Below are 19,724 nucleotides of genomic sequence, written 5' to 3'. Positions count from 1 at the left end.
CCGTGCTGGTGGTCACGCGCCACCCTGCCCGTGCCGGGGCGACCGGCGGTCCGCGCCCGGAATGCGCGCGACCTGGTCGGCGGGCAGCTGTCCCTGGTGCTGGGTGGGCACCGGGCCCGGTGCGGCGACCGGCGGCAGCTGCTGGGTGTCCTCGGGGCCGGTCCGGTGGTGGAACGCACCAGGGTTGGGCCGCACGTTGTAGTGCCGCTGCTGCTCAGGCGTCAGGGATTCGATGATCCCCTCCTGCGCGTTCGGCGGGAGCGTGTGCAGGATCCGCATGACGCGGTCCATCCGCCGCTTGGCCCCGGCCCGCTCCGGCACGCCCGGGCTGACCTGCATCTGCGGCACGACGCCGCGCACGTCCTCGTTGAGCACGTCGCCGTGGCCCGCGTCGGCCTCGGCCTGCTCGCGGGCCATCTGGGCGCTGTCCTTCTCCTCGGACATGCCGATCGGGCCGAGCTTGCGGCCGTTGAGGAACTGCTCGACCACCGGCTCGTCGCTGGTCAGCAGCACCTCGCGCGGGCCGAACATGACGAGTTCCTTGCGGAACAGCATGCCGAGGTTGTCCGGCACCGTGCGGGCGAGGTTGATGTTGTGCGACACGATCAGGAACGTCGCGTCGATCTGGGCGTTGACGTCCAGGAAGAGCTGCGAGATGTAGGTCGTGCGGACCGGGTCGAGACCGGAGTCCGGCTCGTCGACGAGGATGATCTCCGGGTCGAGCACGAGGGCGCGGGCGAGGCCGGCGCGCTTGCGCATACCGCCGGAGATCTCGCCGGGGAGCTTCTTGTCCGCGCCGGCCAGACCGGTGATCTCGAGCTTGTCGAGCACGATCCGGCGGATCTCGGTCTCGGACTTCTTCGTGTGCTCCCGCAGCGGGAAGGCCACGTTGTCGAAGAGGTTCATCGAGCCGAACAGCGCGCCGTCCTGGAAGAGGACGCCGAAGAGCTTCCGGATCTCGTACAGCTTGTGCTCGGAGCAGGTGACGATGTCGACGCCGTTGATCACACAGCGTCCGCGGTCCGGCTTGAGCAGGCCGATCATCGACTTCAGGAACACGGACTTGCCGGTTCCGGACGGGCCGAGCATCGCCGAGACCTCGCCGGGAGGCAGGGTCAGCGTCACGTCCCGCCAGATGGTCTGCTTTCCGAAGGACTTCGTCAGACCTTCGATGACCACCTCGGCACCCATCGCACCTCCAGGAGCTGTTCCGCGTCGTCGCGCACCGCCGCCCCGTCGCCGCTGGCAGCGGCGGAGCTCGCGCGGCGAACTCCGCTTCAACCAGGTGCAACGAGCTGAGCGCGAACAGGTTACTCACCAGTTTTGTTCTCTGGCCAGCCCCCGTGCACACCTCACGCGACGGAGATCCAGTACGGCGACCGCTGGCAGCACGGTAGTGCACGTCACGTTCGGACGCAGATCCAGATGGCCGCTCGCCGCTCACCCTGACGGGTTAACCGGCGGAAACGCGGCAAACAGGGGGTGACTCGCGACGGCCGCGCAGCCCCGCCGTTCGCCTGAACGAGGGCGCTCCTGACCGGGATCGGCGACGGTAAGTTTTTTCCTGGAACAGCGAAAGGGGCGGGCACCCAGATCGGATGCCCGCCCCTTTCGAGGTGGTGCAGCAGGCGCTTGCGCGCCCGGGATCACTTGATGGTGATCTTGGCGCCGGCGGCCTCGAGCTTCTCCTTGGCGGCGTCGGCGGCCTCCTTGTCGACCTTCTCCAGGAGCGCCTTCGGAGCGGCCTCGACCAGCTCCTTGGCCTCCTTCAGGCCCAGACCGGAGACGACCTCGCGGACGACCTTGATGACCTGGATCTTCTTGTCGCCGGCCGAGTCGAGGATGACGTCGAACTCGTCCTGCTCGGCAGCGGCCTCGGCGCCACCGGCGGCGGCACCCGGGGCGGCGGCCACGACGGCGGCCGGGGCGGCGGCGGTGACGTCGAAGACCTCTTCGAATTCCTTCACGAACTCGGACAGCTCAAGAAGGGTCAGCTCCTTGAAAGCGTCGATCAGCTCGGCGGTGCTCAGCTTCGCCATGATGGCTTCCTCTCAGAAAAACGAACGAGACGTTCGGGGTGGGGTGGTTCAGCTCTCGGCGGGTGCTTCGGCTGCTTCGGTACCGGTGGCGTTGCGCTGCTTCTCCTCCAGCGCGGCAGCCAGGCGGGCAACCTGGGACGCCGGTGCCTGGAACAGCGCGGCGGCCTGGGAAAGCTTCGCCTTGAACGCGCCCGCCGCCTTGGAAAGCAGCACCTCGCGGCTGTCGAGATCAGCGATCTTGGAGATCTCGTCCACGGACAGCGACTTGCCGTCCATGTAGCCGCCCTTGATGACAAGCGCGTTGTTTTCCTTCGCGAAGTCGCGAAGGGCCTTCGCGGCGTCGACTGCCTCGCCCTGCACGAAGGCGATCGCGGTCGGGCCGACGAACAGGTCCTCGATCCCCTCGAGGCCAGCGTCCTCGGCGGCACGCTTGACGAGGGTGTTCTTCGCGACCCGGTACTTGGCACTGGTGCCGAGAGCGCGGCGCAGCTGGGACAGCTGAGTCACGGAGAGGCCGGTGTACTGGGTAACGACGGTGGCCGAGCTGCTGCGGAAGCTCTCCGCGATCTCGGCGACGGCCGCCACCTTGTCGGGCTTCGCCATGGTCGCCTCCTCTCTTGGCTAGTGTCACCACTGGCCTGGACGGAGGCGCCCCCGAACGACAAAAACGCCCACGCGCAGCAAGACGCGGGGCGTTGCCCAGCCTTTCGGCCGGGTAAGAGCCTCGTTCCTCCTGCGCGGGCCGTCCGCCGTACTGCGGAACCTTCGCTCCCCGGAGATCCGGAGAGAACCAGCGGTCTTTGGTAGAACCGTCGACCAGCATACGGCAGGGGTTCCCGGGGTTTTCCGGCGCCCCTCGCTGAGCTGCGAGAACCGGGGCAGTCTCGGGAAATCGCGGTCGAGCGGGCATCATTGGTGACGTGGCGGAACAGCGTGATCACGGAAAGCCGGAAGAAACCCCCTCTCCCGGTTCGACCGCTCCTGGCTCAGGTGGATCCTCGGCACAGCAGCCTCCCGCCCTTCCGCAGCCGGGTGGGGCCGAGGTCGCCCCGCGGCCGCCCGCGCAACCGGCCGAACCGCAGCTGGATCCCGAGCAGCTGCGCCAGTTCCAGGAATTCCAGCGGTTCCAGGAGTACCTGCGCTTCACCCAGTCCCAGCAGGGCACCGAACCAGCCCCGCAACCGGATGCTGGCCTGGTCCCGGCAGGCAACCGTCAGCCTCTCGCCGGTGGGCAGCCGCCAGCCCCGCCGAACCAGCCGGGCGCAGTGACCCCGTACGAGGAACCGCCGCGCAACCGCCGCCCGGTGCCGCGATGGGTGAAGCGCCTGGGCGGGAAGATCCTGGGCTGGGTAATCGCGCTGGTGATTCTCGGGATCCTGATCAACTGGGGGTACCACCAGATTTTCCCCAGCGACGACGGCAAAACCTCAGCCCAGATCGCGGCCGAGGGCGGCGGGACCTATCACACGAACCACATCTTCTCGACCAATCCGAACGAGGCAGTGCGGTTCGTCTACCACAACATCGCCCAGGGCCGGGTCGACGACGCCTGCGGCCGGTTCCGCGAGGACGTCCAGGACAAATTCGCCAAGGACACCACCGGTCAGCCGGACTGCAAGGTCGCGGTGGAGAAGCTTCACGCACAAGTGAAGAACGTGAACGACTACGCCGAATCGCTCCCGTCCTACGTCTCCGGCCCGACTCCCCGCCGGTGGTGACGATCGACTCCTGCACGTTCAAGGTGAGCGGCGGCCCGGCGCTCGGCGTGTTCCAGGTGACCAAAGTGGACAAAGGGCAGTGGCTGATCACCGGGCACACCACGGGCCCGGACAAATGCCCGGCACCCACGGCGACCAGCACCCCCGGCTGACCCTCGTCAGGCAGGCGAACTGATCGGCAACCGGCTCTCCCCCGTGTCCGAGTACGCGAAGAAGTCCACCAACGCCGCCGCGAAAGCCGGGTGTGCCACTGCTTCCATGTGGTTCCCCGGGACCCGCACCAGCCGGGCGCCCGCGATGCCCGCCGCGAGGCGTTCCGGTTGCGTTGCCAGTTCGTCTGATTCCCCGGCCAGGATCAGCGTCGCCGCGGACAGGTTCGTCAGCTGCATCGGTCCGTGCGGGGTCGCGTGCATGACCGCGGCCAGTGCTTCGACGTCCGCGCCTGCCCGGCGGGCCAGCCGGCGGAACGGGCGCGCCGCCGAGGGCACCTCCGACCGGTCTTCGGCCAGCAGTCCCGCCGCGATCTGGCTTCGGTTGACCACGCGCGCGTCCACCCCGCCGAAGTCCACGATTCCCGCGCCGACCCCGCCGACCGCCAGGCAGCGGACCCGGCGGTCACGCGTAGCCACCAGCAGCGACACGATCGCGCCCATCGAATAGCCCGCGAGGCACACCTCGTCCAGGCCAAGCTCGTCGAACAGCGCCGTCAGGTCGGCCGCCATGATGTCCTCGCCGTAGGCCGCCGGGTCGTGCGGCTTCTCCGACTCGCCGTGCCCGCGCGCGTCCAGCGCGATGACCGTGAACCCGGCCTTGACCAGCGCGTCCACGACCCCGGGGTTGACCCAGTTCACCTGGGAATCGGCGGCGAAACCGTGGTGCAGCACGACGGGCCGCCGGTGCCGTCCGTCGCCCTCCCAGACCGTGTAGCTCAGCTGGAGCCCGTCGGGGGCGATGAACGTCGTTGGCATACGTCCATGAGACACGAAAAAGGGTGGTCACGCACGAAGCGTGACCACCCTTTCGCGTGATGTGCGACTCAGACCGCCGCTTCCTCGGAAAGGAGGTTGCGGGTCCGCGCCGGGTCGACCGGGATGCCCGGGCCCATCGTCGTGGTGAAGGTGACCTTCTTGACGTAGCGGCCCTTCGCCGACGACGGCTTGGCGCGCAGGATCTCGTCCAGCGCGGCCGCGTAGTTCTCCACCAGCTTCTCGGTGTCGAACGACGCCTTGCCGATCACCAGGTGCAGGTTCGCCTGCTTGTCGACGCGGAAGTTGATCTTGCCGCCCTTGATGTCCTTCACGGCCTTCTCGACCGCGGGGGTCACCGTGCCGGTCTTCGGGTTCGGCATGAGGCCGCGCGGGCCGAGGATGCGGGCGATGCGGCCCACCTTGGCCATCTGGTCCGGCGTCGCGATCGCGGCGTCGAAGTCGAGCCAGCCACCCTGGATGCGCTCGATCAGTTCGTCGGTGCCGACCGCGTCCGCGCCAGCGGCTTCGGCCTCGGCGGCCTTGTCGCCGACGGCGAAAACGATGACGCGAGCGGTCTTACCGGTGCCGTGCGGCAGGTTCACGGTGCCGCGGACCATCTGGTCGGCCTTGCGCGGGTCGACCCCGAGACGCATCGCGACCTCGACGGTCGCGTCCATCTTCGTCTTGGAGGTCTCCTTCGCCAGCTTCACGGCCTCGAGCGGCGCGTACAGCCGCGCCTTGTCGATCAGCTCCGCGGCCTGGCGGTAGGCCTTGCTGTGCTTGGTCATGCTTCTGTCCTCAAATCAGTGGATCAGTGTGGTGGCGAGCCAGCACGCGGGCTCTCCCACGGGTTGCTTAGAAAACTCAGCCCTCGACCGTGATGCCCATGGAGCGGGCAGTACCGGCGATGATCTTCGCGGCCTGGTCGATGTCGTGCGCGTTGAGGTCGGTCTCCTTGGTCTTCGCGATCTCGCGGACCTGGTCCCAGGTGACCTTGGCGACCTTGGTCTTGTGCGGCTCGCCGGAGCCCTTCTCCACGCCCGCGGCCTTGAGCAGCAGCTTGGCGGCCGGCGGCGTCTTCAGCTTGAAGTCGAACGACCGGTCTTCGTAGACGGAGATCTCGACCGGGACGACGTCCCCGCGCTGCGATTCGGTCGCGGCGTTGTAGGCCTTGCAGAACTCCATGATGTTGACGCCGTGCTGACCCAGCGCCGGGCCGACCGGCGGCGCGGGGTTGGCCGCACCCGCCTTGATCTGCAGCTTGATGATCGCCGCAAGCTTCTTCTTCTTGGGTGGCATTACCTTGTGTCCTTCTTAACTGACGTGAGTCCCCCGCACACCTGCCAGTACGCGGGGACTGCCGACCGGGATGGCCCGGCCGTCAGATCTTGGAGACCTGGCTGAACGAAAGCTCGACCGGGGTCTCCCGGCCGAAGATCGACACCAGGACCTTCAGCTTCTGCCCGTCGACGTTGACCTCGGAGATCGTGGCGGGCAGCGTGGCGAACGGGCCGTCCATGACGGTGACCGACTCGCCGACCTCGAAGTCGACCTCGACGGCGGGCGCGCCGGACGACGCGGCCGCGGCGGACTCGCCGCTCTTGGCCGCCTTGGCCGGGGCTTCCTTCTCGACCTGCGGCGCGAGGAACTTCAGCACCTCGTCCACGGTCAGCGGCGACGGCCGCGAGGTGGCTCCCACGAACCCGGTGACGCCGGGGGTGTTGCGCACCGCGCTCCACGACTGGTCGTTGAGGTCCATCCGGACCAGGATGTAGCCGGGCAGCACCTTGCGCTGCACCTGCTTGCGCTGGCCGTTCTTGATCTCGGTGACCTCTTCGGTCGGGACCTCGATCTGGAAGATGTAGTCCTCGACGTCCAGGGTCTGGGTACGCGTTTCGAGGTTGGTCTTGACCTTGTTCTCGTAACCGGCGTACGAGTGCACGACGTACCACTCGCCGGGCGCGGCCTTGAGTTCGGCGCGCAGCGCGGCGACCGGGTCGTCCGCCTCGGGGGCGGGCTCGGTCACCTCGGCGTCGTCGTCCGCTTCGTCAGCGTCGGCGGCGGCTTCTTCGGCGGCGACCTCGTCCTCGGCGACGGGCACCTCGACGGACTCGGCGGACTCCTCGTCGCCGGGTGCCGTCTGCACCTGCTCGTCGGAAAGCTCGGTCAGGTCGCGACCGGCTTCGGTGCCGTTGTCGGAGGTCACGTTCCGTCCTCTCAGTTGATCGCTTGCCGGGCCGGACCGGGGCCCGGCCAGCGCGGTGGCGCGCCCGTCGGGCGTCAGCCGAAGACCAGCCCGATCAGCTCCTTGAAGCCGAGGTCGAGACCGCTCACGAGGGCCACCATGAACACCACGAACACCAGCACGACCGCGGTGTAGGTGACCATCTGCTTGCGGTTGGGCCAGATGACCTTGCGCAGTTCGGCCCAGACCTCGCGGATGAACCGCGTGAACCGGGCGAACACCGAGGCCTTCTTCGCCTTCCGGTCCCGTTTGGGGGTGGGCGCGCCCTTGGCGTCGGCGGGCTTCGCGACCTTGTCGCCCGCCTTGCCGGACGGACGGGTCGAGCCCGGCCGTGCCTCGGACTTGCCTGCCGGCCGAGCGGAAGCGCGGCGTTCGCGCCGAGCCGCGGCGGACACCGGGCGGGATTCGACTCCGGGCTGCTTGCCCGAATCGTCCTGCTCGTGCTCGCCGCTGGCGTCGCTGTCGCTCACGACCACTCCTCCGCTCCACCAGTTCCCGTACGCAGGGGTGACAGGACTTGAACCTGCAACCTGCGGTTTTGGAGACCGCTGCTCTGCCAATTGAGCTACACCCCTGTGGAGCCCGGTCACCCTGGCTCCGGAGGACGCATTCCATCATCCCCACCATCCGGCGGGGATGACCGTAGTGCGTTCCGAGTTCCGAAGTCTACGGCAAGCCGGATGTCGCCTTGCAACCCAGCCCCCTCGACGGCGCCGCGGCGGTCGATCCGGACCCTTCGGGCACTGTCCGGAACCCCTCGGCGAAGATCACCCGATCGTGCCACGATGGGCCAGTGCACCGTAATCCGATTAATCGCCGAACCGTCAACGGGCTGGCCGGAGCCCCGCGGCGACGGCGATTTCGCGCCGTTCGGATGCGTTGCCCGGCAAGCGAAGCCTTCGCCGCCGTCGTGGTTTTCCCTTCCAGGCCACCAAGCTTCGCGCAGCGGAAGATGATCTTCGTTGACTGGCAAGCGAAATTCTTGATCAAGGAGTTGTGGTGACTGCGTTACGACTGGGGCTCGCGCTGCCGCAATACGGCAAGCTGGCCGACCCTTCCGCCATCGCCGGATTCGCCGCCGAGGCGGAGCGCATCGGCTTCGCTTCGCTCTGGGTCGGCGACCGGGTGCTGACCCCGGTCTCCCCGCAGACCTACTACCCGGCCTCCGGAACACCCGAACGGCCGTATCCGCCGGAGTTCGTCCGCTTCGTCGATCCGCTGCTGGCGCTCACCATCGCCGCGAACTCGACCGAGACCGCGCGGCTGGGGTCGAGCACGCTCAACGGCCCGCTCTACTCGCCGGTGCTGCTGGCTCGTTCGCTCACGTCGCTGGACCTGCTGTCCGGCGGCAGGCTCGACGTCGGCCTCGGGCTCAGCTGGCTCCGCGACGAGTACATCGCCGCCGGCGTGCCGTGGGAGCACCGCGGCGCGCGGCTGGCCGAGCTGGTCGAGGTGCTGCGGACGCTGTGGACCGCCGACCCGGCCGGGCACCGAAGCGAGCGCTGGGACATCCCGGACTCGCTGATCGGCCTGCGCCCGATGCAGCAGCCTGGCCCGCCAGTGCTGCTGGGCGGAGCGTCGGACGCGGCGCTGCGGCGCGTCGGCCGGATCGCGGACGGCTGGCTGCCCGCCGGGCTCCCGGCTCCGATGCTGCGCGACAAGTGGGCGGTGGTCGTCGAGTCCGCCGAGAAGGCCGGGCGAGACCCCTCGACGCTGCGCCGGGTGCTGCGGCTCAACCCGACGCCGGGTTCGTCGACGGCGACCGTCGAGGACGTCGCGGCCCGGTTGAAGGCAGCCGAGGCCGACGGCATCACCGAAGCGCTGGTCGATCTGCACTACGTGGCCGAAACCGTGCCGCACGCACTGGAACTGGCCGGCGAGCTGCATGCCGCTGTCTTCGCGTGATCACCCGTAAGCGGGTCGTCGTCGGCGGGCCGGACCGGTAGAACGGTCGAGTGGGGGCTAAGAAGAGCGGTGGATGCGGGTTGCTCGTCCTCGTTGTCGTGGGGGCGCTGCTGGCCGTCGGCTACTACAAGGCGAAGCACGACTCGTCGGCCGCACCGCCGTCCGGCGCGGACACCGGCGGCGGCAGCGGCCGGTACGTGGCCCTCGGCGACTCGTACACGTCCGCGCCGCGCACCGGGAAACAGGCGGGCGCACCGGCTGGGTGCGCGCGGTCGGACAACAACTATCCGCACCTGGTGTCGGCGAAGCTGAAGCCCGCGAAGTTCGTGGACGTCAGCTGCAGCGGCGCGACCACCGACGACCTGACCGAAACCCAGTCGACGCGCAGCGGCTCGAACCCGCCGCAGTTCGACTCGGTCACCGCGGACACGACGCTGGTCACCTTGGGCATCGGCGGCAATGATGTGGGATTCATCTCGCTGGCACAGACCTGCGTGACCGCCCACCAGAACGCCTCGCCCTGCAAGGACCGGCTCACCGCGGGCGGCAAGGACGAGCTGGCCGACCGCATCAGCGCGACCGCGAAGAAGGTCGGCACGGCGCTGGACCAGATCCACCAGAAGGCCCCGAAGGCGCGAGTGGTGGTCGTCGGTTATCCGACGGTCCTTCCGGACGGGGACGGGTGCTGGCCGGTGCTGCCGTTGGGGGCCGGCGACGTCGCGTATCTGCGGGGCGCGCTCGACAAGCTCAACGACGCCCTTGCCGATCAGGCCAAATCCCACGACTCCGGGTTCGCTGACACGGCCGTGCCGAGCAAGGGGCACGACGTGTGCGCGAATTCGGATACCAAGTGGGTGGAGGGCTTGGTCCCGACGTCCTCGGCCGCGACCCTGCACCCGAACGCGCGGGGCGAGGCCGGGATGGCCGAGGTGGTGGAGTCGGTTCTCGGGGTGCACTGACGCGGCCCGAGGTGGTGGCATGCGCCCAACGTGGCGTTGGGGCGGTCGGTGACCGGGATCGGCTAGCCAGCCCGGATCGACCAAGCCGTGCGGTTGAGCGGGCCAAGCCAGACCTGGCGAGATCAGGCCAAGCCCGACCGGACCCGGGCGGGGCAGGCTGGGGGCGGATCCCAGATCAGGCTGGCGCGGCAGATCAAGCCGAGGAGGAGCGGGCCGGAGCAGGCCCAGGCAAGCCGGAGCGGGCTTAGGGCAAGCCGCGTCGAATCGCGGCCGCGCAGGCTGGGCGAGGCACGTGTCGTCAGCGCGGAGCAGGGCGCCCCTGGCCGGGCTGGGCGCTAACCGAGCCCGGCCGAACCCGAGGTCAGGGGCGGACGAGGGCCTGCGGTTTGCCCAGTACGGTCTTGCCTTCGAACTTGACCGTCAGATCGATCCGGGCGAGCCCCTCGTCGGTCATGGCTCCGACCTTGCCGGTGACCTCGACCAGTGCGCCCTCGTCGTTGTCGGGCACCACGACCGGGCGGGTGAAGCGCGTGCTGAAGTCCACGAGGCGGGCCGGGTCGCCGAGCCAGTCGGTGACGATGCGGCCGGACAGCGCCATGGTGAGCATGCCGTGCGCGATCACGTCCGGGAGGCCGACCTTGGTGGCGAAGTGCTCGTTCCAGTGGATCGGGTTGAAGTCGAGCGAGGCTCCGGCGTAGCGGACCAGCTGCTCGCGGGTGATGCGGACCTCCAGCGGAGGCAGTTCGTCGCCGATGTTCACGCTTCCGCCCCCCGCACCACGAGCTGCGCCCGCGTCGTGCACACGAGTTTGCCGTCCGCGTCGGTGATTTCCGCGCGGAGGTTGATGAAGTCGTTGCCCGCCCGCGCCATGATCGCCTCGATCGTGGCCGAGATTTCCAGCTCGTCGCCCGCGTGCACCGGGCGTTCGTAGCGGAAGCCCTGGTCGCCGTGGACCATCCGGGAGTAGTCGAGGCCGAGCGCGGGGTCGGACACGATGCCGTTGATCTTCGGCAGGTTGAGGATGGTGAGGAAGGTGGGCGGCGCGAGCACGTCCGGGTGGCCGGCCGCGCGGGCCGCCTCCGGGTCCCGGTAGACCGGGTTGGGGTCGCCGATCGCGTCGGCGAACTCGCGGATCTTCTCCCGGCTCACGAAGTACTTGCTGTCCGACGGGTACTCCCGCCCGGTGAACGACTGGTCCAAAGGCACGCGAAGAGGCTAACCGAACCCCGGCGTCGTCCCGCGTGGGTGCCAGAACTGGCCAGTAGAACGGCGAAAAGCCGCCCCGGCGCGATGCCGGGACGGCTTTTCGAAGCTGGAAAAGACCGCCTGCGTCAGCGGGTCTCTTTGTGAGTCCGGTGCGTACCGCAGTTCGGGCAGAACTTCTTCATCTCAAGGCGATCCGGGTTGTTGCGCCGGTTCTTCTTGGTGATGTAGTTGCGGTGCTTGCACTCCTCGCACGCCAGCGTGATCTTGGGTCGCACGTCGGTGGCAGCCACAGCGTTTCCTTCTCTCTCAGATCCGGGGGCCAGCCCCGTCGTTACCGCGTAGCGGTGGCCGGACTTGAACCGGCGACACAGCGATTATGAGCCGCTTGCTCTGCCAACTGAGCTACACCGCCCTTACATGACCCAAGCCGCGACACGGCTAGGTGACGCGGCTAGAGGTCGAGAGCCCCTTTACGGAATCGAACCGTAGACCTTCTCCTTACCATGGAGACGCTCTGCCGACTGAGCTAAAGGGGCCTTGCCTCTCGCGAGGACTTGGAAAGATTAGCAACCCGTCCGAGCTACCCGTGCAACCGGGGTCGGTTAACCGCAAAACCTCAGGTCAGCAGGGTCAGCACGGTCTCCGAGTGCCGCCCCGGCGAGCGGGCCGTGCGGGCCTGCAGCCAAGCCTCCAGACGGTCCTCCGGCAGCGGCCGCGAGATCAGATAGCCCTGTGCGACGTCACATCCCATCGCCTCGAGCTGATCGCGCGCCACGTCCTCCTCGACGCCTTCGGCCACCACCGTCAGGCCCAGCGAGTGGCCAAGCTCGACGATCGACCGCACCACGGCCAGGTCGCCGAGATCCGTTCCCATGCCGAGGACGAAGCTCTTGTCGATCTTGACCTGGTCCACCGGCAGCTGGCGCAGGTACGCGAGCGACGAGTAGCCGGTGCCGAAGTCGTCCACCGCCAGCACGATGCCCAGCGAATGCAGTTCGCGCAGGATCGGCAGCGCCTTCTGCGGGTCGGACATCACGCCGGACTCGGTCAGCTCGAACGTCAGCAGCTCCGGCGGCACGTCGAAGCGTTCCAGTTCGCGCTGGACCTTCGCCGGGAAGTCGTCGTCGGACAGGTTGCGCACCGACAGGTTCACCGCCGCGGAGATCCGCAGGCCCTCGTCGAGCCACTTGCGGACGCGCTTCAGCGATTCCTCCAGCACGAACGACGTCAGGACGCCGATCAGGCCGGCCGCTTCGATCGCGGGCACGAACTCGTCCGGGCCGAGCCTGCCGAACTCCGGGTGCACCCAGCGCACGAGTGCCTCGACGCCTTGGACCTGCCGGTTCGGCAGGGTCACCTTCGGCTGGTAATGCACTGAGACGTGGCCGTCCTCGAGCGACTGCCGGAACTGCGTGACCATCTGGAACCGGCGCAGGAAGATCTGGCCCATGCTCGGCACGTAGCCGCGCACTTCCTCGCCGCCGCGGGTGGCGCGGACGGCGACGTCGGCGCGTTGCAGCAGGCCGTCGACGTCGACCTCGCCCGCGTCGTCCGCCGAGCTGGCGTAGCCGATCATCGCGTTGGCCTCGACCGAAAGCCGGTCCACCGGATACGGCTCGGAGAGCTGGACCCGCAGCCGTTCGGCCGCGCGATGCGCGTCTTCGATCGTGCAGTCGACGAGCAGCGCGGCGAAGGACGCGCCTTCGAGCCGGGCGAGCGGGACGTCCGGGCCGAGTGCGCCGCGGATGCGGGTGCCCGCGGCGACGACCATCCGGTCCGCCCACGAGTAGCCGAGCGCGTCGCTGACCGTGGAGAAGACGTCGAGGTCGATCCGCAGCACCACGACCTCCGCCGATTCGCGCAGCGGATCCCGCGAGACCTGCTGGAAACCCGGCCGGTTCAGGTGCCCGGTGAGCGGGTCGTGGTAGGCGTCGTGGCGGAGGGTGGCGAGGAGGCGCCGGTTGTCGAGCGACGTCGCGAGGTGGCTGGCCATCGTGCCGAGCAGCTGGACGTCGTACTTGCCGAAGCCGCGCCAGCGCGAGAGCCGGTCGTGCGCTTCGACGACGCCGAGCAGCTGGTTCGCGCTGCGCAACGGGACCACGAGCGCTTCCTGCGCGCTGCGTTCCAGCAGCGCCGCGCGGACGTCCGGATTGGCCTCGGTGATGCGGAAGTGCCGGACGTGCGCGCCGGGCAGGCGCAGCAGCGGATCGTCGTTGGCCGGGTCCGCGGGCGGCAGGTCGTTGCCCGCGACCACGACGCGCATCGGGTCTTCGGATTCCAGCCGCAGCCGCAGCACGACGCGTCCGGCGGCCAGCTGGTCCTTGATCCGCTCCGCGATCGTGGCCCATTCGCGCACGTCGACCCCGCCCACCAGTTCCTCGCCGCGGCTCGCCGGGCGAGCGGCGGCCTGCTGACCGGATCGCGCGACCATCAGGCTGACGTCGGACAGCGCTTCCATGTCCCGCTGCTCGCGAAGCAGATCGGAGTAAGCCCAGTACAGCGCGGTCAGACCGAGGAACACCGCCAGCACCAGCGGCCAGGCCTGCGGGGTGCTCGCGATGACGAGGTAGCCGGTGAGGCCGACCGAGGCGTTGACGAAGCCGACCACGAGGATGCGGCCGGTCAGCCGGATCGCGGTGCTCACGCGCATCCGGCGGCGCAGCACGCGCACGGCGGCCAGCGCGAGCAGCGTGCTGACCAGCGGCGCGGTGAGCGTGCCGGCGAGCGCGGCGACCCACGGCATGGTCGGCCCGCCGCCCATGGCCAGGTGCACCAGGCCGGCGACGGCGAACGCGCCGGTGATCTCGAGCAGGAACGCGCCCGCGTTGTAGAGGACCCGGCCGGCGACCTTGCGGGCGAGCAGGGTGCCGATGCCCGCCACGAGATGCGCGGCGAGCACCACTTCGAACGGTGCGACGAAGAAACCGATTACCAGCGGAATCTCGGTGAATGAGATGGTCCAGGAAATCCCGCTGCGGACGTCGACGTTGATGCCGAGCTGTTCGGCGAGCAGGAACGCGACCGCGAGGACCGGGCCGATCCACCAGAGCTTGGCCGAACCGTGGAACGGCAGCCAGGCGCTGACGGCGAGGGCCGCGAGCAGGCCGAGACCGAGGACGAAGAAGGTGTAAACGCGGAAGCGGCTCTCGTCCGTGCGGCCCTCGGCCGGTGCGGAGCCAGCACCTCCCGAGCCCATCGCCTCCGGCGCGGTACCGGGATGGGCGTTGCTGTCCGGCATCCGACCTTCCTTCCCGGCTGCCCGGTCGCGCTCGTCCGTGACGTCAGGTGTGGGCGAGGGCGCCACCTTACCCCGTAGGGCGTACCGACGTCCCTTTCGAGACAGTAGGAGATCACCCCAGGGTTAACAATGGGCGTTCTTCGCTGACCTGCGTGGACCAAGGAGTGAAACTCCCGGTTCGCCCGGGAACCCCCGAGCCGGGGAGTGTTCTGGGGGTCTTTTCCGCGCCGGTCGGCGGACAATGGCGGCATGCACAACGACGTGACAGCCACCGGCCATGCGGCGCGCATCGCCACGGTGGACGCGCTGCTTCCCGCGCCACTCCCCTTCGAGGTCGGAGGGGATTCCGTCCTGCTTTCCGCCGAGGTCGGCGACACCACCGCGGCCGGTCTGAGCACCTGTACCGGACTGGGCCCGGACAGCCCTCAGTCGAGGTGGCGGGCACTCGTCGAGCACCGGCTGGAGGTTCAGCTCGCCGGGCCCGATCCGGCCGCCGGACTCGACGCTTTGCTCACTCGATGGGATGAACACCTGGGGTCCCTCGCCCGAGTGGGGGATACGGAGTGCGCCGCGGTGCTCTCCCGGCCCAGCCGCGACACCGCCGGGGCCACCGAACTCCTCCGGCACGGCTTCGCTCCGGTGGGCGTGCTCGCGGTCCGCCCGGCACAGCGGATGGCCGCCGGCCCGGCCGCGACGCCGGGCGTCTGCATCCGGCACGCGACGACGGACGACCTCTCCACCGCGGTCGCGCTGCAGCTCGAACTGCAGCGGTACGACGCGCAGTTCGGCCGGATCACGCTCCGCCCCGGCGTCGAGGAGCTGATCACCAAGGAGCTGCTGCACCACCTCGAACGGCCCGAACCGCAGGTGTGGATCGCGGAGCTGTACGGCCAGCCGCTCGGCATGGTCGTGCTGCAGATGCCCGACGAGACTGGCTGGATCCGGCACCGCGTGGCCGCTTCTCGCGTGGGTTATCTGTCGTCGCTGGCGGTTTCCGAGACGGCTCGGTCGTCCGGTGTCGGCACCGCGCTGGCCGCGCACGCGCACCAGGTTTTCGACGAGGCAGGCGCGGATGTCGTGCTGCTGCACCACGCCGTGGCGAATCCGCGGTCGACGCCGTTCTGGTACGCGCAGGGCTATCGGCCGCTGTGGACCGGCTGGCAGCGACGGCCCGCGGTGCGCGCTCGCTAGTCTGGCGCTTGCCAGGCCATCCGAGGGGAGTCCCAGTGACCGAAAAACCCGACGCCGCACCGAAAGCGCCGGAAGGCGTCGACGTCGAGAAACCCTCGGCCGCGCGGGTCTACGACTGGTACCTGGGCGGCAAGCAGAACTGGGCGGTGGACCGGGAGTTCGGCCGCAGGATCGAGAAGATGTGGTCGCTCGCGCGGCCCGGCGCGAAGCAGAACCGCGAGTTCATGAACCGCGTGGTGCGCGCCGCGCTGGACGACGGCATCCGGCAGTTCCTCGACCTCGGCTCCGGCGTGCCGACCGCGGGCAACGTGCACGAGGTGGTCGAGGCCGCGCTCGGCGAGGACGATCAGGCCACCGTGGTCTACGTCGACTACGAACCGGTCGCCGTGGCGCACGCGACGCTGATCCTCGAGGACGAGGCGGCCACCGACTGGGCCGGCATCGTGCAGGCCGACCTGCGCGATCCCCGTGCCGTGCTGAACGACCCGCGCACCCGCGAGCTGATCGACTTCAGCAAGCCGGTGTGCGTGATGCTGATGGCGGTGCTGCACTTCGTCGGCCCGGACGACGATCCGGACGCCATCGTGCGCGCCTACCGCGACAAGCTCGTTCCCGGCAGCTGGCTGGCGATCTCGCAGATGAGCGAGGGCGACGGCAGCGGGCCCGCGCTGGAGGGGCTGCGCTGGTTCGTCGAGCAGTACCGCAAGACGAGCAATCCGATGTGGCTGCGCGACCGTGAGGAGATCGAACCGTTCTTCGGCGGCTGGCCGCTGCTGGAGCCGGGGATGACGCACCTGCCGGACTGGCGGCCGGAGCGCGAGCTGAACGCGGTCGAGGCGGAGGCGCGGCCGTTCGCCTGGTGCGCCGTGGCCCGCAAGCCATGACCGCGCCGGACGCGCCGAAGGGCGTCGACGTCGACAAGCCGTCCGCAGCGCGGATCTACGACTGGTACCTCGGCGGCACCCAGAACTGGGCGGTGGACCGGGAATTCGGCCGTCGCGTCGAGAAGGTGTGGCCGCTGATCCGGCCGATGTCGCGGGAGAACCGGGCGTTCATGAACCGGGTCGTCCGGGCCGCGCTGGACGCCGGGATCCGCCAGTTCCTCGACCTCGGCTCGGGCGTGCCGACGGCGGGCAACGTGCACGAGATCGTGCGCGAGCGGCTGCCCGCGACGGTCGTGTACGTCGACTACGAACCGGTGGCGGCGGCGCATTCGCGAGTGATCCTCGAAGACGAGGACGCGACCGAATGGGCCGGGATCGTGGAACGCGACATCCGCGATCCGGACGCGATCTTCGCCGACGAGGTGACCGAGCGGCTGATCGACTGGTCGCAGCCGGTCTGCCTGCTGATGATCACCGTGCTGCACTTCCTCGGCCCCGGCGACCGGCCGGACGAGCTGGTCGCGACCTACCGCGACCGGCTCGCGCCCGGTTCGTGGCTGGCCGTGACGCACGCGACCTGCCGGGACGACGCGCCGCCGGAGCGGGCCGCCGAGGTCCGCCGGTTCGTGGACGCGTACAAGGACACGTCGAACCCGGCGTACCTGCGCTCGGACGACGAGATCCGGCCGTGGTTCGGCGGCTGGCCGCTGGTGGAACCGGGGATGAGCGCGCTGCCGGACTGGCGGCCGGACGAGCCGGTTTCGGAGTTCGCCGCGGAGGTCCGGCCGTTCGCCTGGGGCGCCGTCGCGGTCAAGCCCTGACTTCTCTCCCAGCGAACACTCCGCTGGAAACAAACCCACCCCTCGGAGAGTTGAGCACAGCAGACTCAACTATTCGAGGAGTGCACATGTCCGACCCCCGCCTCCTGCCCGTCCTCCCGCTCGATGACGACGTCGTGCTGCCGGGCATGGTGGTCCCGCTCGACCTCGGCGACGCAGAGACCCGGGCCGCAGTGGAGTCCGCACAAGCCAAGACCCCCGCGACGGCGTCGTTCCCCGGGATCCGCTCCGGCGGGGCGAGCAAGGCCGAAGTCCTGATCGTCCCCCGCGTGCACGGCGAGTACGCCGAACTGGGCACCGTCGCGACCGTGGAACGGATCGGCCGCGTTCCCGGCGGCAAGTCCGCCGTGCTGCTGCGCGGCACCGCGCGCGCCGTCGTCGGCCGGATCGCCGACGGTCCCGGCGCGGCCCGCTGGGTGCACGCCGACACCGCCGAAGAGACTTCCGACGACCGGACCGTGCAGCTCGCCGCGGAGTACAAGGCCGTGGTCATCTCCGTGCTGCAGCAACGCGGCGGCTGGCAGATGATCGACGCCGTCCAGCAGGTCGAGGAGCCGTCCGCGATCGCCGACCTGGCCGGCAACGCGCCGTACCTGTCCACGGACCAGAAGCTGGAGCTGCTGAGCGCGCTCGACGTCAGCGTCCGGCTGGAGAAGGCCCTCGAGTGGAGCCGGGAGTACCTGGCCGAACTGGAGGTCACCGAGACCATCCGCAAGGACGTCGCCGACGGGATGGAGAAGCAGCAGAAGGAATTCCTGCTGCGCCGTCAGCTCGAAGCGATCCGCAAGGAGCTGGGCGAACTCGACGGCACCGCGGCAGACGACGACTACCGCGCCCGGGTCGAGGCCGCTGACCTGCCAGAAGACGTGCGCAAGGCCGCGCTGGCCGAGGTCGACAAGCTGGAGCGGACGTCCGAGCAGTCGCCCGAAGGCGGCTGGATCCGGACCTGGCTCGACACGGTGCTGGAGCTGCCGTGGAACGAGCGGACCGAGGACGTCTACGACATCGCCGCCGCGCGGGCCGTGCTCGACGCGGACCACGCGGGCCTGGACGACGTCAAGGAACGGATCATCGAGTACTTGGCCGTGCGCAAGCACCGCGCGGAATCGGGTCTCGGCCCGGTCGGCGGACGGCGTTCCGGTGCCGTGCTGGCGCTCGCCGGTCCTCCCGGGGTCGGCAAGACCTCGCTGGGCGAGTCCGTCGCGAAGGCGATGGGACGGAAGTTCGTGCGCGTCGCGCTGGGCGGCATCCGGGACGAGGCGGAGATCCGCGGCCACCGGCGGACGTACGTCGGCGCGCTGCCGGGCCGGATCGTGCGAGCCATCAAGGAAGCCGGCTCGATGAACCCGGTCGTGCTGCTCGACGAGATCGACAAGGTCGGCGCCGACTACCGCGGCGACCCGACGGCCGCGCTGCTCGAAGTGCTGGACCCGGAACAGAACCACACGTTCCGCGACCACTACCTCGAGGTCGAGCTGGATCTGTCCGATGTGGTCTTCCTGGCCACGGCCAACGCGCTGGAGACCATCCCCGGCCCGCTGCTGGACCGGATGGAACTGGTGACGCTGGACGGCTACACCGAACACGAGAAGGTCACCATCGCGCGGGATCACCTGCTGCCCCGCGAACTTGAGCGGGCCGGTCTGGCGTCCGGCGACGTGGTGCTGACCGACGACGCGTTCAGCCGGATCGCGGCCGAGTACACCCGCGAGGCCGGGGTGCGCGACGCGAACCGGACGATCGCGAAGGTGCTGCGGAAGATCGCTACGAAGGTGGCGCTGGGTTCGGTCTCGCTGCCGCTGTCGGTGTCCGCTGAGGACCTGGAGACCTACCTCGGCCGGCCGCGGCACGTGCCGGAATCCTCGCTGCCGACGGCCACCCAGCGGACGTCTTTGCCAGGCGTGGCAACGGGTTTGGCAGTCACCGGTGCGGGCGGAGACGTGCTGTACATCGAGGCGTCGCTCGCCGATCCGGAGAGCGGGGCTTCGGGCCTGCAGCTGACCGGGCAGCTGGGTGACGTGATGAAGGAGTCGGTGCAGATCGCGCTGTCGTACCTGCGTTCGCACGGTGCGGAGCTGGAACTGCCGGTGGGAGACCTGCGGGAGCGGGGAATCCACGTGCACGTCCCGGCGGGCGCGGTGCCGAAGGACGGTCCGTCGGCGGGCATCACGATGACGACGGCGCTGGCGTCGCTGCTGTCGGGCCGGGTGGTCCGGGCGGACGTGGCGATGACCGGGGAGGTTTCGCTGACCGGCCGGGTCCTGCCGATCGGCGGGGTGAAGCAGAAGCTGCTCGCCGCGCACCGAGCGGGGATGAAGACGGTGATCATCCCGCAGCGGAACGAGCCGGATCTGGACGACGTGCCCGCGGAAGTGCTGTCGCAGCTGGAAGTGCACGCGGTGGCCAACGTGCGGGAGGTGCTGGAGCTGGCGCTGACCCCGGCTTCTTCGGAGGTCCGGCAGGCGGCTTGATCCGTGGTTGAGGCAAGGGCCCTGCCTTCCCCGCTCGGGAAGGCAGGGCCCTTGCCTCGCT

General features: G+C 69.5%; 20 protein-coding genes and 3 tRNA genes. 8 read left to right on the top strand and 15 right to left on the bottom strand.

What is annotated here, in order from left to right:
- Window positions 1-12: 12 nt before the first annotated feature.
- The 3 genes from RPX00_RS16960 to rplJ all read right to left on the bottom strand — a co-directional run bounded on the left by RPX00_RS16960 (window position 13) and on the right by rplJ (window position 2,642).
- Window positions 13-1,191, bottom strand: a complete 1,179-nt coding sequence (locus RPX00_RS16960) for an ABC transporter ATP-binding protein (RefSeq protein WP_406640507.1) — start codon at window positions 1,189-1,191, stop codon at window positions 13-15.
- A 455-nt stretch (window positions 1,192-1,646) separates the two neighbouring features.
- A complete protein-coding gene (gene rplL / locus RPX00_RS16955) occupies window positions 1,647-2,039 on the bottom strand; it encodes a 50S ribosomal protein L7/L12 (RefSeq protein WP_009072216.1) in 393 nt (130 codons plus the stop codon).
- Between the two features lie 48 nt (window positions 2,040-2,087).
- Window positions 2,088-2,642, bottom strand: coding sequence for a 50S ribosomal protein L10 (gene rplJ, locus RPX00_RS16950; RefSeq protein ID WP_406640505.1), 555 nt, complete (start codon window positions 2,640-2,642; stop codon window positions 2,088-2,090).
- A gap of 317 nt (window positions 2,643-2,959) precedes the next feature.
- Between rplJ and RPX00_RS16945 the strand changes: the two genes are divergently transcribed.
- The gene (locus RPX00_RS16945; RefSeq protein WP_406640503.1) at window positions 2,960-3,757 is read left to right on the top strand and encodes a hypothetical protein; all 798 of its coding nucleotides are present in this window, start codon (window positions 2,960-2,962) and stop codon (window positions 3,755-3,757) included.
- Window positions 3,754-3,909, top strand: a complete 156-nt coding sequence (locus tag RPX00_RS16940; RefSeq protein WP_406640501.1) for a hypothetical protein — start codon at window positions 3,754-3,756, stop codon at window positions 3,907-3,909. Before RPX00_RS16945 ends, RPX00_RS16940 begins: the two co-directional genes overlap by 4 nt.
- Before the next feature lie 6 nt (window positions 3,910-3,915).
- Here the strand turns inward: RPX00_RS16940 and RPX00_RS16935 are convergent, their stop codons facing one another.
- The 6 genes from RPX00_RS16935 to RPX00_RS16910 all read right to left on the bottom strand — a co-directional run bounded on the left by RPX00_RS16935 (window position 3,916) and on the right by RPX00_RS16910 (window position 7,545).
- A complete protein-coding gene (locus RPX00_RS16935; RefSeq protein ID WP_406640499.1) occupies window positions 3,916-4,725 on the bottom strand; it encodes an alpha/beta fold hydrolase in 810 nt (269 codons plus the stop codon).
- A gap of 68 nt (window positions 4,726-4,793) precedes the next feature.
- Complete coding sequence (gene rplA, locus RPX00_RS16930) at window positions 4,794-5,513, bottom strand: 50S ribosomal protein L1 (RefSeq protein WP_009072208.1); 720 nt, start codon at window positions 5,511-5,513, stop codon at window positions 4,794-4,796.
- A 76-nt stretch (window positions 5,514-5,589) separates the two neighbouring features.
- Window positions 5,590-6,024, bottom strand: coding sequence for a 50S ribosomal protein L11 (rplK, locus tag RPX00_RS16925; RefSeq protein WP_009072206.1), 435 nt, complete (start codon window positions 6,022-6,024; stop codon window positions 5,590-5,592).
- Window positions 6,025-6,106: 82 nt separating this feature from the next.
- Window positions 6,107-6,931, bottom strand: a complete 825-nt coding sequence (gene nusG / locus RPX00_RS16920; RefSeq protein WP_406640497.1) for a transcription termination/antitermination protein NusG — start codon at window positions 6,929-6,931, stop codon at window positions 6,107-6,109.
- Between the two features lie 74 nt (window positions 6,932-7,005).
- Complete coding sequence (gene secE / locus RPX00_RS16915; RefSeq protein ID WP_378301092.1) at window positions 7,006-7,440, bottom strand: preprotein translocase subunit SecE; 435 nt, start codon at window positions 7,438-7,440, stop codon at window positions 7,006-7,008.
- Between the two features lie 32 nt (window positions 7,441-7,472).
- Window positions 7,473-7,545, bottom strand: a tRNA-Trp gene (locus RPX00_RS16910).
- A gap of 424 nt (window positions 7,546-7,969) precedes the next feature.
- Here RPX00_RS16910 and RPX00_RS16905 point away from each other — a divergent pair.
- Window positions 7,970-8,875 carry a TIGR03619 family F420-dependent LLM class oxidoreductase gene (locus RPX00_RS16905; RefSeq protein ID WP_406640495.1) on the top strand — a complete coding sequence of 302 codons (906 nt, stop codon included), beginning with the start codon at window positions 7,970-7,972 and terminating at the stop codon, window positions 8,873-8,875.
- Window positions 8,876-8,955: 80 nt separating this feature from the next.
- The gene (locus RPX00_RS16900; RefSeq protein ID WP_406640494.1) at window positions 8,956-9,834 is read left to right on the top strand and encodes an SGNH/GDSL hydrolase family protein; all 879 of its coding nucleotides are present in this window, start codon (window positions 8,956-8,958) and stop codon (window positions 9,832-9,834) included.
- Window positions 9,835-10,195: 361 nt separating this feature from the next.
- Here RPX00_RS16900 and RPX00_RS16895 read toward each other — a convergent pair whose 3' ends face one another.
- The 6 genes from RPX00_RS16895 to RPX00_RS16870 form a co-directional block, all read right to left on the bottom strand.
- Window positions 10,196-10,594, bottom strand: a complete 399-nt coding sequence (locus RPX00_RS16895; RefSeq protein ID WP_406640492.1) for a MaoC family dehydratase — start codon at window positions 10,592-10,594, stop codon at window positions 10,196-10,198.
- Window positions 10,591-11,040, bottom strand: coding sequence for a MaoC family dehydratase N-terminal domain-containing protein (locus RPX00_RS16890; protein WP_406640490.1), 450 nt, complete (start codon window positions 11,038-11,040; stop codon window positions 10,591-10,593). Before RPX00_RS16890 ends, RPX00_RS16895 begins: the two co-directional genes overlap by 4 nt.
- 125 nt (window positions 11,041-11,165) lie before the next feature.
- Window positions 11,166-11,330, bottom strand: coding sequence for a 50S ribosomal protein L33 (gene rpmG, locus RPX00_RS16885; protein WP_005152047.1), 165 nt, complete (start codon window positions 11,328-11,330; stop codon window positions 11,166-11,168).
- A 49-nt stretch (window positions 11,331-11,379) separates the two neighbouring features.
- Window positions 11,380-11,452, bottom strand: a tRNA-Met gene (locus tag RPX00_RS16880).
- 51 nt (window positions 11,453-11,503) lie between these two features.
- Window positions 11,504-11,576, bottom strand: a tRNA-Thr gene (locus RPX00_RS16875).
- An 80-nt stretch (window positions 11,577-11,656) separates the two neighbouring features.
- Window positions 11,657-14,278, bottom strand: coding sequence for a putative bifunctional diguanylate cyclase/phosphodiesterase (locus RPX00_RS16870; protein WP_406640487.1), 2,622 nt, complete (start codon window positions 14,276-14,278; stop codon window positions 11,657-11,659).
- 249 nt (window positions 14,279-14,527) lie between these two features.
- Here RPX00_RS16870 and RPX00_RS16865 point away from each other — a divergent pair, with 249 nt between their 5' ends.
- From RPX00_RS16865 to lon, 4 genes are all read left to right on the top strand, one after another.
- Window positions 14,528-15,469, top strand: coding sequence for a GNAT family N-acetyltransferase (locus RPX00_RS16865; RefSeq protein WP_406640485.1), 942 nt, complete (start codon window positions 14,528-14,530; stop codon window positions 15,467-15,469).
- Between the two features lie 35 nt (window positions 15,470-15,504).
- Entirely contained in the window at window positions 15,505-16,353 is an 849-nt protein-coding gene (locus tag RPX00_RS16860; protein WP_406640483.1) for an SAM-dependent methyltransferase, read from the top strand.
- Window positions 16,350-17,174 (top strand): SAM-dependent methyltransferase, encoded by an 825-nt coding sequence (locus RPX00_RS16855; RefSeq protein ID WP_406640481.1) that lies wholly within the window; start codon window positions 16,350-16,352, stop codon window positions 17,172-17,174. The genes RPX00_RS16860 and RPX00_RS16855 overlap by 4 nt, the downstream gene beginning before the upstream one ends.
- Before the next feature lie 86 nt (window positions 17,175-17,260).
- Window positions 17,261-19,663 carry an endopeptidase La gene (gene lon / locus RPX00_RS16850; protein ID WP_406640480.1) on the top strand — a complete coding sequence of 801 codons (2,403 nt, stop codon included), beginning with the start codon at window positions 17,261-17,263 and terminating at the stop codon, window positions 19,661-19,663.
- Window positions 19,664-19,724: the final 61 nt, after the last annotated feature.

It is taken from the genome of Amycolatopsis sp. WGS_07, from assembly GCF_045278895.1.
GTDB lineage: Bacteria > Actinomycetota > Actinomycetes > Mycobacteriales > Pseudonocardiaceae > Amycolatopsis.
The sequence above is the reverse complement of the archived record's forward strand: the minus strand, read 5'-3'. Positions and strand labels throughout refer to the sequence as shown.